This is a genomic window from Methanosarcina sp. DH2, from assembly GCF_020804225.1.
Taxonomy (GTDB): Archaea; Halobacteriota; Methanosarcinia; order Methanosarcinales; family Methanosarcinaceae; genus Methanosarcina.
In genome coordinates, this window is the sequence record NZ_WJBI01000023.1 from 39,888 (window position 1) to 53,492 (window position 13,605).

The following is a 13,605-nucleotide window of genomic DNA, read 5'->3' on the forward strand; positions in this document are numbered from 1 at the left end:
AGGTTTATTGGTGAATTACTCTTTTTATTTTTTACCTTTTTTATTTTTTACCTTTTTTATTTTTATTCTTTTGTTTGGAAAATGAATTTCTGTTTCAGATAAGGTTTATAGATATTCAGCTTGCGTTTTTTACTGGTTATCCAGCTTTTAAGATATATTTTTTGGAAGCTGCCAAATTTCCTGCAAAATCAAAAATCTTAGGACACTAGGAGAAGAAATCTACATCCAGAGAACCGAATTCGGTTCTGTACATAAAATTTGGTTCGAATTTACAATAAATCCGAGACACCGCCAAAATTTGACTTACTATGACACAAAAAAGAGTATGGATAGTTCAATTTGAATGTACGAAACCTTATGAAATGTATTTATCTGCAGATTCTCGAACAGATGTAGAAAGCATTCAATCCTTATTTTCCCGAGAATAGTGCCTGAAATGTTAGCCGCGATTTTGAGGTGTTTTCAGGCAAAATCTCAAAAGGTTTCATACATGTCCTGAGATTGCATTCCGCAGGCAGGTTTCCCAGTCTTCGGGATGCTCTACGTTGTCACACTGCCACTCAAACTCACGCCTTGCAAGTCTGATCGTTGCACGTGCTTTCTTGAGTGGGATTAACTCTTTACCAATATCACCGATGCCAATCACATCCAGGCAGCTCACAACATCAATCGTAAAACCTTCCAGACTTTCTGGCGGTATTGATTCGCCTCTTGCATGTATTTCTGCGCATTTAGCGAGATATTCTGCAATTACTTTTATCAGTTTTGCGTCATGCATGATTCTAACTCCTTTGTACGACAAGCAGGTAATCCACTGCGTCACACTGAACTTTAGATTTGAAATAGTCACGAAAATGGCTATAACATTTATTAAAAATGCAGACACATCTTTCTGAATTCAGCCCAGTTTAAAATACAGATGTATTTATCTGAATTCAATGATACCTTCAAATCCTCATTTTTCAAGGATAGCGCCTGTAACAGCTATTTAAATATGGTTTTTTCTGAGGTTTAAAGGTTTCGAAAGCATTTTGAATTAAGGAATACTGTGAAAGTCTGGAGTCAGCCAGGAATGTTAAGGAATTTTATAATGATTTGCACTGGAGGTTTCATAGTGACCAGCTCAGCATGTATTACTGGACACCATTTGTACAGCAAAAAGAGCACCTGAAAGCAAAGTTGAATCTCGATCAACGACCTGGTGAAGGCTACCTTCAGTATTATACGATCAAATCCTAATAATAAAGACGCTAAAGAAATAGAGGCTAAATTAATAAGCTGTTTCGGCATCAGGGACTGGAGCCGGGAACCCTTTGTAGAGATTGGAGCTGGAGGCCCTTTGAAGCTGGTTGCCATATCTAGAAAGCCGGATTCCATGTTGAAGAGGCAATAAAAGAGTTAATCGCATTCTCACTATATGGTGCATCGCTCTCAAACAAGAACGTCCATATATGCGGGGAAGCTTATTCGGACTTTCAGGGTTTTATCGAAGGCGGTTTACGGACACCACTTCAGGTTATAAAGCACATTAGTTGAAATCGGATACTTGTGATGCTGGTTGAAGGGATACATAAAAAGGCGTTTATTAGAGATTCTGTAAAAGTTATCTGGGATAAATAATATCCACTAATTTGGACTGGATGGCTTGAGATATTTTTTCTATTTTTTTCAGCTGCTCTTTCACACGCCTTCTTCCTACGAGAGCGTACTCAAGGATCTCCTGTGCCTGCTCTCTGGTGATATTCTCATCCGGGTAGATGAGTTTCATAAGGCCTGAGAAGGTCTTTTTAACGGCAATCACATCACGCTGGTTCAGGTTGTTTCCGAGTTTAAAGAACCTGTTTATATTATCGGCGTAGGATCGCTTCCTCATTTCCCGGAAGAATTCTGAAATACAGTCAACTATGAATCCGTACCTGTCCGTAAAGTGTTCAGGCCTGAACTTTGGAATTTCCCAGCCAGGGATGTAGTAGTGCGTCCTGTTGAAAAAGGCTTTATCACTTCTTAACTGGAAAATTCTTTTCAATCCATATAAAACAACGAAGAGCCTAAAAGTTGTTGTGAAATTATGACCTTTTTTCAAAATCGAGTGACTTCATTCGTAGCCAAAAATGAGCCTGAGATTGACCTATAGAGAAAAACAGAGAAAGAACAAAATTTTATGTAAAAGGTTGCTGTCATGGATTGTTAATAAAATGATCTTCAGATCCTTATATCCATCTTCTCCCAGTCTATTTCCAGTGCATCGCCGATTTTTGCAAGCACCAGATCAGCACCGGCTTCTTTTAGAATCTCTGGATCTACCGTCTGAGCCACTCCTATAGCGAAAAGTCCTGCGTTCTTAGCAAGTCGCATATCACCTGGTCCGTCTCCAAAATAGACTGACTGCAACGCAAACTGTTTTAAAGATAAACCTTCTTTTTCAGCGAGCATTTCAATATGCTTTGGACCTTTTTTATAAATATCGAACCCTAATAAACAATCAATGTAAGGGAAAATACCAGCTTCATAAAGACGCTTCATCATCGGTCCGGTACCACTACCAGAAGTGATGAACACCTTGTAGCCTTTGGCTTTGAATAATTTTAAAAGCTCTTCTGCTTTCGGAAACATTGAATATGTTTCACTATAAATAATGTTACAGAATTCGTCCATCAGTTTTGGGACTGCATCTTTAGGCAGTTTGTGGTATTCCAAAATATGAGAAAACTGTTCATCCCACGGTGTGCCTGTTGCGGCAATGGAATATGCAGCTATATTAGGTGATTCAATTCCCGTATATTGTTTCACTATATCGCAGAAGACTCTGGTGTAAATTGGCATAGCATCCACAAGAGTTCCATTAAGGTCTGAAACAATGTATTTTATTTTTATTTTCATAAACCTCACTCCCCATGATTTTAATTCTAGATTATCGATTTCTAATTAATTCCTTTTTCTTTTAGATTGTAATTCCTCCAGGCATTTCGTCCCTTTCTTCAACTTAATGTTTCAAGGCAAAAGTGACTGATTTTCATTAATCTGGTTTATATATCGACTGATTCTTTCCCTTAATTCGTTTACTGAGTCTACTCTTATTCCTCTCAACATGCTTCTTGTCATTTTACTGAAAAAACTTTCAATTATATTCAACCACGAAGCATGTTTGGGTGTGAATACAAATTCAAATTTATCAGGAGCACTTTCCAGGTGTTCTCGAGTTTCTATTGAGGTATGTATTTTGTGATTATCCGTCAGAATTTTGATTTTTTCTCTTGGATAAATTAACTCAAGTTCTTTAAGGAATTGTACGAATTCCCAGCTTCTATGCCTTTCAAATACTTTATAATGAATTCTTCCTGATATCAAATCGATTTCAGCTAATAGCGAAAGAGTTCCATTTTTTCTGTATTCATATTTTCATTGAAAAATCAGCACCAACATCAAATGGTAGATCAATATAAATTAATCTTATTCCACTATTTGCTCTATTTCTTTTCTAATGAGGCCATTTTTCAAATTGCTTATTGTCATTTTGTTTTCAAATTGCTTATTGTCATTTTGTTTTCAAACTGCTTATTATCAGTTTGTTATCACTCCAAATTAGTTTATTTGTCCAGCCTTTGAGTTGAAGTCCCCTACTGCCCATACAGGAGTCAAAGAGTGTTGATTGTAGCTTTATTCTTTTCTTGGATCGGGCTCCTCTAAACTCTCTATTTTAAAAAAGGCAACATATAATTTCACACTTCACTATTTTTTTCCGTTAAAGATGAGTTCGATTTCTCTTTTATTCGAGGATAAAAGAAAACAATTTAACCATAAAATTAAAGTTATGTAAATTTGTTATTCAATGTGTAAATAAAAAAGTTTATAATGATCAACAAGAATTTACTTTAATATCTTTAATGTGATTTCATATGATAAACAGTATTAAAATTAACCAGTTTTAAATTTTTTAGCGATGCTGAAAATAATGCTAGAGTGATTTGAAAAGGAGAGCTTATGAGACACTTCATTACACAGGACACGCCTGTTACGGAAGAGGCACTTAATGTCATCGCCCACTTGCCCACGAAAAGTCTTCCTGCGCTGGTTGAAGATAAATTCTTTGCTAAACTGAGCGACCGCAATTTTATGCATATAGCAGTTTTACTTGCGCAAAAAAGCTATGATGAGGGCGGCTGCCCCATCGGTGGCGTCATTATCGATAACAATACGCGCCGGATTGTCGGCAAAGGTCATAATACGCTCGTGCAGGATAACGACCCTTACAACCACGGTGAAACGTCTGCCATACGCGATGCGGGACGGCAGGACTTCAGCGATACCACGATTTTCACAACGCTCAGCCCCTGCGACATTTGCGCTACGTTGATATATATGCGCCAATTCGGCCGCGTGGTCGTCGGCGATGTTACTAACGCCTCGGGCAACGAACAGATGCTGCGCGAGAAGGGTGTCAAAGTCGATATCCTTGAAGACCCTGTAGGAATAGCATTGTATGCGAAATATCGAACCGAAAAGCCGGAGCTCGACATGGAAGATTGGAAAGGCCTGGCTGCTGTTCGCAAAGCTCGAAAGGACTATGCTTAATAAAGGTATGGTCCTGTGGTATCAGAAAAACTTCAGTAAGATTATTGCAAAAATAGTTGTTTTCCCATTTCCTACTATTAGAAAAATTCTACAACCTTCCGGCTTAGTATCCCAATATCACTGCAGCTGAGTTATGACGAGAAAAGATGGTTTCCCCTGATCGGGCAGTTCCATAAGTTTAAGCTCTTTCTGCCGGTTGTAGAATTGCATAATGATTATTTTTTTAATCATTATATTTATAATCATTCTCCTGGAATTTGGATTTGTTTAAAGCACAAAGAACATTTATGCAGCACGCTTACAACGACAGGTACTCCCAAAATGTAATACACAAAATTAAAGAAGATATGCCAACAGTTAATATGGATGAAATATAGGGAGAGCTCAGACCAAGGAAAAATAAATAACCGGTTCTATTTTGTAAGCTGAAGCCCAGAACTTAAAAATTGAATCAACTTTCAATTATATTTTGTCCATTCAGAAAATAGATTTTTTTCATGTATGATTTTATGGAAAGGCCGCTCTCCTTCGTCGAGCGTGACAAGACACGTTAAAAAAGCGAATATGGTTCCCCTGTTTTTCCAAAGAACGTTTCTTCAAAGCTGTCTGCAAGATTTTAATCAAAATCAGTTCTTTTACCAATTCTGTAAATTCAATAAGTTTTAGAAACATCGACCTTCATCGCCGCAGGGAAGAAATACTAATTACAATTAGTACTAACCCAGATTAGTATTTTGTAAATTCAATAGCAAAAGAAGGTTTTCACGATAAAGCCTTTTCGAAATCCTCAAGATCAAAGGCCAGATAGCCTTTTTCGCGGAGGGCTTTTTTGCCTTCGATTTTTCTGGCAAGGAGGCCAAAAGTCTCGGTGCGGGTCTCGTTTTGCCACTGGACGATGGAGGCTTTTTCGCGGAGGGCTTTGAGGAAATTTTCGGCAGCGGATCTGGTAAGAATGCGCCATTTGCATTCAAGGAAGGTGATTGAGTTTTCGGGTTCGTTTACGGCAAGGATGTCTATTTCTTCGGTTTTGTGCCACCAGCGGCCTGTGAGCCGGGACTGGGGGAGGAGGGTGGGGAGAAGTTCTTTTTCGGCGAAAAGTTCGAACTTTTTGGCAAAATACATGGCCAGTGCTTCGGGGTTAGGGGTCAGGCTGGAATTTTCCCGTTCTATAGCTTCCTTATTTGCGGAAACAAAATTGAACCAGAAGTCAAAAATATGGTCTTTTATCAGGTAGATGCCTTTTTTTGAGGTTCCAAAGAGAGAGACTCTGCGCTCAAGGAAGCCAAGGCGGATCAGGTTTTCAAGGTAGGGGTAGATCTGGCGGGCTTCCATACCTGCATAGTTTGCAATCTCGGAAGGTTTTGTGTTTCTTGCGGCTACGGCGTCGAGAATTGAAAAATAAGTCTTGAAAACTTAATTTTAGAGGGGTTGAGCAAAAATACCCAACTTTTTTTATAGTTTATGCACAGGTTTTTGATAAAACTTGGCATTAGACAAATTAGACAAATATATCTGTGAATTTTGTAACAAATAATTTGAATGCAAAAACAGACTCTGTGTGGTCTGGGAGCTGAGATAAATTTCAGTAAGCTCTGAAGCCAGTCCGAAGGTCAGCCCCTGCAAACTACATAGCACAAAACTTATGACACTGCCCCGTTTTTAGACATATCAAAACAATGAGATAAGGTACGGAGAGAAACCGGCACGAAACTTATTTATTAAAAACTAAAAACCATACTGATCGATGTATGTCATATGATGCATGTAGCATATGACACATATTGCTATTTATAGTCTTGTTATAATATGATTGTTGCAGAAAAATGAATATTTTTCAGAGAATGTATGGCAGTACATTTCCTGAGTAATTTAATGAGGAAAGTACAGTGACAACCAAATTGGTCTTCAAGAATAAGAAGTTTTTCTTTGAGTTAGAAACCTCTGACCGACTGATACTGTTATGTATCGGGCTGATTTTCCATCAGATTTTTTACTTACAGTTAGTATAAAAAATATTGACTTGGTAAGAAAATCCGTTTTTCTTTTTATATTTTTAAGAAATTACTATCAGTCAGCTTTTTCGATTGAATATGATGTATTACTGAAAAATTAATGGAAAAAAATTCCTGTATATCTTCATAAATTGTAACGGTTCTATGTAGTCTGCGGGGGCTGGAATAAATTTCAGTAAGCTCTGAAGCCATTCCGAAGATCAAACCCCGCAGACTACAAGTACCGCAAATAAATGTGATTTATGTACTTTGTTTAATTACTTCTTAAAAAGAATACACTATACATCAAATTAATAAAACAAAAATTCACTCACAATAAGACGAGTTAACCAGTATCTTTTGTTCGATTTTTTACAATGATTTGTAATTCTTCTGTTGACATCATATTAAGGTCATTTTCTAAACCAATTGGATTTCCAATTCTTTCTTCAGATCATAGACAAAACATAGCAAAGTTTTGCAGCCAAGATGCTTTCCATACTTTGCAATGTCAATTAATAATTGATCCCCTACTTGCTTGCTCTCGAGATTTTCCCTCATTTTCTTAGCTTCAATGACAATTTTTTCATCTTCTAACAAAATCTGGGTTTTAGGTTGCCTTTGAAGAGCAGGTTTTAGCAGATTTTAGCAAACAAACAAAATAGATTTTTTACTTAAGTAAACCCGTCACCAGTGCAATAGTTAGCATGCAAAAATAAAAAGATAAATTTAGGAAGACGTGCGTTATGTTAATCGTGTAGTGTTCAGAAAGGTGATTGAGTGGTTACTGAAAGTCCTAAAAAGCATGAGAAATCAACATTTTTAGAAGAGTTGCGAAACTGGAAAGAACCAACAATACCACAAGATCCAGATTTAATCAAAGATCGAATAACAACTATTATTGGTTTAACTGGAGTACTAATGGGACTTCTAGTACACGCAGTCACAATAATAAAATTCGATGATTACGGCAAAATGGGAAATAACATCAGACTGTTCTTCTTCCTAGCCATCTATTTCCTCACCATGTGTGGTTTGACAGGGCTCACAACATTCGTTGCAGTCACCGCCCCAAACGATAACGACCCAGCAAAAACACTAAAAAAATCAATTATATGGTTGATGATGACATTTTTCGCAATATCAGTAACTATTCCAATGATATTATTTCCAGACAGTAGAATATTCAACATACCAATACCAATGTTATATTTCTTCCTCGTCTTAATCACAGTAGTCTATGAAGGTTTTACAGGATTAAAAGACGAACAAATTACCGAAATAAAAAATGAGCAAGAGATACACTGATTTTCCTCAATTGACGAATTAACAGGTTCTTTTAAATTAATTCAATAATGGGAGCAAACACAAACAATCTTTCATCCTGTACGCATCTCGTTACTTCCGGGTTTGGGTTCGCTGACTATATCCAAAAAACAGGATACACCCATCCACGCAGATAGTCCGTGTAACCTTTCGTACCTTCCACGTAGAAGGTGGTGGCCACGTCTGGCTCGTTTAGCAGCGCATTCTGCCTGAAGCGCTCAGGCAGATCATAAAAGTCAAAAATGGAGCTTTGTAAAAATTTTATAGAAAAATTGGCACACAGCCAAATTGCTATTGTACGTTTTTTAGTATCTCAATTTCGCTCTATCTTTGTTAATTTCATTTAATAACTCTTTTTCGAGTTCAGCAAGCTGTCTCCTCTTCCATCTGACACGTTCTTGGAGCTGCCCCTCTATGGATTGTGCTCTTCTCTCTTCAGGAGTAAGATGAAAATCGTTTAAAAATCGATTGACTTTGTTTTTTATATTACTATTTGCTACGTTTTGAAAATCGGAAGAATCTGTGAATTCTTCCAAATTTTCTAGTTTTCCATTTTTTATCCGTTTTAGTAGAAGTTCATGAATTTTTACTCTACGTTCTATCTCATCTTTTTCCTTTTCTCTTTCTTTGTTTTTGAATTCCGCTTTATGCAATCTGTAGGTAAGAAATGCGAAGATTATTGATATGAAGCTGAATACTAGTATGATGAGATCTTTTAGTTCCATCTTTTTCCCTTTGTTGTGTCCTTTAATCTGAAAGAATTTCATTTTCTGAGTTTTTAGGGTTTGTTATTTTTTCCAGTTAGCCACTGCAAAACTGATACATTTTCGAAAAATAATAACAAGCTTGGTCTAGCTCCTTCACGACGTCTCATTTTTAAATAATATTCAGAAGAGTGTATTCTTTAAGTTTTATAGACAGTAGCTCATAATTAATTGTAAATAAGATCTCTATGTTTGTGTCCGCGGGGAGCTCGTGGCTAGCTTCCTGCAATTAAAAATCTTCTTTTACTGAATAGTAAGAAATCTTATGCAGTTTCTGTTCTAATGTTACTTTATAAAACTTCCATTTTCAATTTGGACACATGTAATCTTCATTGCTGCCTTGAGTTTACTAAGCGAGCTTGCTCACCTGGTTATAAGCACAGATGCTGCTAAGATGCGCCATCAATAAAACGCTCTTTATGGCAGCTGGTCGATTCTACTTTTCTTCTTTTTTTGCCAGTGACCGCCCGATATCGCTCACTTTGCGAGCATTCGGGTGTTGAGGAACTATTTATTTGATTGTACACTCACGACTAATTATGTTTTGTATTAAATTTTAAGATAGTCTCTTAGAACCTATCCGAAAAGTAAAATAATCGCAATACAAGCTAATGTGCTGTAAAAACAAACTAAAAACTGGACACAACTACGAGAATATGATAAGAAAAAATAGGATTAAGCTTCTGTGCTCATTTCCGCATAACAATGTTCAGAGTAGTAGGACTTTTCGGATAAGCTCTAAGCCAGCTTTTTAATTTCAAAACACCCTATTTATGTTAAGTGAAGCAGGATTAATAGAAGTGCAACGAGTTACACAACGGCGAATTTGTATAATAAATGAAGGCAATGACAGAGTAAAATCCGAGCACCTAAATACTGTGTTGTTCAAAATGAAAAAGATGATATGAATAATTACATTTAGCGACAAAGGGAGAAATAAGAATATGAGAAAAATTGTTGTTCTATCTTTCATAACACTCGATGGTATTATGCAGGCTCCCGGCGGACCCGAGGAAGATATTTCGGGCGGTTTCAGATATGGGGGCTGGACTGTTCCTTATTTTGATGAGTTTTTAGGTAAGGTTATGTACGAGCAGATGAGCAAGCCGTTTGATTTACTACTTGGAAGAAAAACATATGAGATATTCGCTTCCTATTGGCCACATCATAAAGACGAGGGTCCTGGGATTAACCAGGCAACAAAATATGTCGCCTCACATAAGTCCATGCAATTTACATGGGATAAATCGGTTTTGCTGCAAGGTGATATAGTTGAAGCAATAAAAAAACTTAAGGCGCAGGATGGGCCTGAATTACAGGTTCATGGCAGCGGCAACCTCATCCAAACGCTTTTGAAACACGATCTGGTTGATGAATTATGGCTAAAAATATTTCCCGTGACACTTGGCTCAGGAAAGCGCTTATTTGCCGAAGGAACGATCCCGGCTGCTTTCAAGTTAACCGATGGTAAGGTGTTGCCAAGCGGTGTCATTATTGCCAATTATGAGCGTGCAGGCGAGGTTAAGACAGGATCTTTTTGAGGAATGTATCTTAGGGGAAAAACAGAAATACATAATGAATATCAATAGAATGTCGGGTGGAAGACAGCATGGAGAAAACCAATTGCCCAGTTGTAGAACCGATCTGGATTTAAAACACACTCAAGATAATTATATAAAGACGTAAAAATAATATAGCATTAAGCTTTTGCTAATTAGCTTTGAAAATTAGCTGGCGCCGTGGCAAACTTTAATTTTTTTGCTAGTATTAAGAAAAAACTAGCATTCCGCCTGATGGCGAGGGATAGAAAGAGTAAATGATCCCTCCTTACAAACGGGTGATATTCTAACTATCCATGGATATTTTTTAAGTATATTATTAAAAGAGCATTTGTTCAATCCTAAAATTATCTCGCTTTAAGATTCATCATCCTGGGATGTCATCATCCTGGGAGGAACTCTACTCCACCCCATGTTCGGTGTAGATAACGCTAATAATTTCAACGGTGAAAATAGGAGAGTTTTAGGTATAAAGATCCCGCAGCGCCTTGTTGACTCTCAAGGAGTTACTAAATTTCTTTTTTAAATTCATTATAAAACTTCCCTCCATGCCCGCATGCTCGCAAAGTGAGCGATATCGGGCGGCCACTGACAGAAAAGAAGAAAAATAGAGTCAATAACTTTATTCATACGCCACCTGCTTCATCCAGAGTCCATTTTCCCGAACTTTTCCGAGAGTATCTGTATATGCTTTTTCATCATTTGAAAAATTAGCAATTGATTCAGTTTGCGTATCAAAAAAGCAAAAATTTTGTTGTAGAACAATATTAAATTGAAGAAAAACAATATCAAATTGATATAGAAAAACAACAATGAATTGATAGAAAACAACAAAAATCGACCTCAGTAACCATATCTTATCGTTTGAAAGTTCACAACTGATTCGATTTGTGTGTCAAAAAAGCATTGGAGAGATCTATGAACTGGAGAGAACATATCGTTATTGACCCAGAAGTCCTTACAGGCAAACCCATCATCAAAGGTACACGCCTTGCAGTAGAGTTTATTATCGACCTGCTGGCTCATGACTGGACTGAGTTGGAGATCCTTCGGAACTACCCCGACCTGACCCATGAAGATATTCAAGCGTGTTTGGGGTACGCAAGCGATTTGCTCCGGACAGAAAGGGTTTATCCTATCGAGATTTCTCAGGAAGTAGACTGATGCGCCTGCTGGCAAATGAAAACATTCCTCTGAGTGCGGTGGGGGCTCTCCGAGCCTGTGGACACGACGTCCTGTGGATAAGAGAAAAATCGCCGGGTATCACTGATATAGAAGTTATGGAACTGGGCCATAGAGAAAAACGTATTCTTGTTACATTCGACAAAGACTTCGGAGAGCTGGTTTTTTCCACAAAGCAACCCCCAGCGCGTGGAATTATTCTTTTTCGCATACCCATGATCTCTTCAGCCTACATAGCGAAAGCCCTTGTAAAAGTTATAGATTCACGTGATGATTGGGAAGGACATTTTGCAGTTGTTGAAGAGAATAGAATTAGAATAAGGTCATTGAAAAGAGATTAAAAACGTTTTTTGTTAAGTTCTCATAAATAGGGCAATTGATAGCTATTATATACTTAACATCTCTTTTTTCTTTCAATTGGGTGAATGCTATGGATAAAAGAAAACGTTTTGAAAAATACGACTGGTTAATCTCAAAAACTCAAAGCATACTCAAACATTATATCTGTCCTGAATCATGTAATGCGAGTTGCTGCAGACATCATATTATTGACTTTCATAGAAAAGAATACGAGAAAATCTTAAAAAATGTAGATAAAGAAAGTGCGAATATTTTAAAATTGAATGCGATAAAATCAGAGCTAGAAGGATGTTATAAAGCAATAAATGCCGTTGAGAAGTGCCCATTATTGATAAACTCAAAATGCAGAATATACGATAATAGGCCGGAAGCATGTAGAAATTTTCCTTTTGTAATTTTTCAGGATTTGGAAGCAGGATTTGGTTTAACGTTGTTATTGTGTCCGATGTCCGTTAACATAATTCAAGATTATGCACAGTGGTATAAATTGGTAAACTCAACAATGTATAGTAAATTAAATGCCGTGTACGAACAGTATAAAAACATAGACAAAAATAATGATTTTTGTATTCAAATGAAAGAGCATAATTTAGATTCGTTCATTGAATTTCTTGAAAGGAAGTAATCATTATTCGTTTCCTTTTTTTGCATAAAATATACTCCTTTATGCGAGGGAGTATACTGCGTGGCGTTATACCAAATTAAAGTTTGAGCCCATCCCAAAACCATTTTCATTCCTATATCTAGAACTATTTTGATGATCCGAACCTCGATTGACTATTCCAAATTCGAAGTTCGTAAGAGTAATTTTGAGTTTTGGGATCAGCTCGTTTATCTATTATTTTTCTTTTCTCCTGCTGTGTATACCAAGTATCATATCCAGACCTCCTATACACGCCCACATCATAGCTATAGCTATATAGGGAAAGTATCCACCGATAAAATATGCAATAATAAAACCAATTGCTGCAATATAACTCAACGAGGCAATCACGAACCATATGTTTATTTTCGTCTTATTTCTCTCCAAATTACTGTTATATCATTCTTTCATAATTTTTAAGCACATTACTCTCAAGAATTTATTACAAGAAATAGATTGTTCAATCCTAAAAATTATTTCTCTTTAAGATTCATTATCTTGGGGATGAGCCCCTATCCCGTCCCAATATTCAGTGCAGATAACGCTAATAATTTCGATGTTGAAAAATATGTTACAAGCTTAAGGACCTCTCATGCCTTGTTTACGCCAAAGGAATGGTCTCCTAACCAAATTTAAAATTAATTGAGAATTAGGTATTTTCTCCCAATTCTGCGAAAAAGTAAAAATAAGAACCTATTTGTTGTGTTAAAGAAAAAAAATAGGCTGAGTTATCTGAAATTTGCAGGTTTCTCCACGCACTGCCCAATAAAATTTGTGTTTTGTTCACAGGAACTAAGTGAGAAAATGGAAAAAAGACATTTTTATATCTGGTCGTGTCCCCAAGTTATTGAACTGGAACTCTAAACGTTAGTAATTCCTTTAAAGTCCATATGTGATCGGTTATTCCTTCTACCATTGCTGGGGTTCTTTGGAACCATTTTCTATTTCCAGAGTTTATTTCTAATCTTAGGGACTTATGAGGTTTTATAAAGTTATACCATGCCTGGAATAAATCAAAAGCTTTCTGATGCATCTTCATTGTTTTACTGAAATTCATCCCTTTTCTTATAAATCTTGCAAGAGATGTCCTGATCGTAAGATTTATCCTTTCTGCATATGAAGTGCCAATATAACTCTCCGAATTAGTTCCAAGCATTTTGAATATTTCTTTAGGATCTCCAAAAATGATACATTGAATTGTTTCAACT

The 13,605-nt window shown here is 36.7% G+C and carries 12 protein-coding genes and 2 pseudogenes; 6 read left to right on the forward strand and 8 right to left on the reverse strand.

Going from position 1 to position 13,605, the window contains the following annotated elements; genetic code table 11:
• Positions 1-484: 484 nt before the first annotated feature.
• The 4 genes and pseudogenes from FXV91_RS18525 to FXV91_RS18540 all read right to left on the reverse strand — a co-directional run.
• Entirely contained in the window at positions 485-778 is a 294-nt protein-coding gene (locus FXV91_RS18525; RefSeq protein WP_229392273.1) for a hypothetical protein, read from the reverse strand.
• Positions 779-1,660: 882 nt separating this feature from the next.
• Positions 1,661-2,002: pseudogene (locus FXV91_RS18530) on the reverse strand (BREX system Lon protease-like protein BrxL); the annotation flags it as partial.
• A 200-nt stretch (positions 2,003-2,202) separates the two neighbouring features.
• Positions 2,203-2,880 (reverse strand): HAD family hydrolase, encoded by a 678-nt coding sequence (locus FXV91_RS18535; protein ID WP_229392275.1) that lies wholly within the window; start codon positions 2,878-2,880, stop codon positions 2,203-2,205.
• Between the two features lie 111 nt (positions 2,881-2,991).
• Positions 2,992-3,384 (reverse strand): annotated as a pseudogene (locus FXV91_RS18540) (IS630 family transposase); the annotation flags it as partial.
• Positions 3,385-3,981: 597 nt separating this feature from the next.
• Here FXV91_RS18540 and FXV91_RS18545 point away from each other — a divergent pair.
• Positions 3,982-4,572 (forward strand): nucleoside deaminase, encoded by a 591-nt coding sequence (locus tag FXV91_RS18545; RefSeq protein ID WP_229392277.1) that lies wholly within the window; start codon positions 3,982-3,984, stop codon positions 4,570-4,572.
• A 762-nt stretch (positions 4,573-5,334) separates the two neighbouring features.
• On the opposite strand, the gene FXV91_RS18550 is transcribed toward FXV91_RS18545, so the two are convergent.
• On the reverse strand, positions 5,335-5,904 hold the full coding sequence (locus FXV91_RS18550) for a DUF234 domain-containing protein (protein WP_229392278.1): 570 nt from the start codon (positions 5,902-5,904) through the stop codon (positions 5,335-5,337).
• Between the two features lie 1,079 nt (positions 5,905-6,983).
• Positions 6,984-7,205, reverse strand: a complete 222-nt coding sequence (locus tag FXV91_RS18555) for a hypothetical protein (protein WP_255680710.1) — start codon at positions 7,203-7,205, stop codon at positions 6,984-6,986.
• A 138-nt stretch (positions 7,206-7,343) separates the two neighbouring features.
• Between FXV91_RS18555 and FXV91_RS18560 the strand changes: the two genes are divergently transcribed.
• Entirely contained in the window at positions 7,344-7,871 is a 528-nt protein-coding gene (locus FXV91_RS18560) for a hypothetical protein (protein WP_229392280.1), read from the forward strand.
• A 323-nt stretch (positions 7,872-8,194) separates the two neighbouring features.
• On the opposite strand, the gene FXV91_RS18565 is transcribed toward FXV91_RS18560, so the two are convergent.
• Positions 8,195-8,614, reverse strand: a complete 420-nt coding sequence (locus FXV91_RS18565; protein ID WP_229392281.1) for a hypothetical protein — start codon at positions 8,612-8,614, stop codon at positions 8,195-8,197.
• 983 nt (positions 8,615-9,597) lie between these two features.
• Between FXV91_RS18565 and FXV91_RS18570 the strand changes: the two genes are divergently transcribed.
• The 4 genes from FXV91_RS18570 (at position 9,598) to FXV91_RS18585 (ending at position 12,379) form a co-directional block, all read left to right on the forward strand.
• On the forward strand, positions 9,598-10,194 hold the full coding sequence (locus tag FXV91_RS18570; RefSeq protein ID WP_229392282.1) for a dihydrofolate reductase family protein: 597 nt from the start codon (positions 9,598-9,600) through the stop codon (positions 10,192-10,194).
• Between the two features lie 936 nt (positions 10,195-11,130).
• Entirely contained in the window at positions 11,131-11,376 is a 246-nt protein-coding gene (locus FXV91_RS18575) for a DUF433 domain-containing protein (RefSeq protein ID WP_229392283.1), read from the forward strand.
• The gene (locus FXV91_RS18580; protein WP_229392284.1) at positions 11,376-11,735 is read left to right on the forward strand and encodes a DUF5615 family PIN-like protein; all 360 of its coding nucleotides are present in this window, start codon (positions 11,376-11,378) and stop codon (positions 11,733-11,735) included. Before FXV91_RS18575 ends, FXV91_RS18580 begins: the two co-directional genes overlap by 1 nt.
• A gap of 89 nt (positions 11,736-11,824) precedes the next feature.
• Complete coding sequence (locus tag FXV91_RS18585; protein WP_229392285.1) at positions 11,825-12,379, forward strand: YkgJ family cysteine cluster protein; 555 nt, start codon at positions 11,825-11,827, stop codon at positions 12,377-12,379.
• An 862-nt stretch (positions 12,380-13,241) separates the two neighbouring features.
• Here the strand turns inward: FXV91_RS18585 and FXV91_RS18590 are convergent.
• On the reverse strand, positions 13,242-13,605 hold a 364-nt coding region (locus tag FXV91_RS18590; RefSeq protein WP_229392286.1), incomplete at its 5' end, for an IS1 family transposase.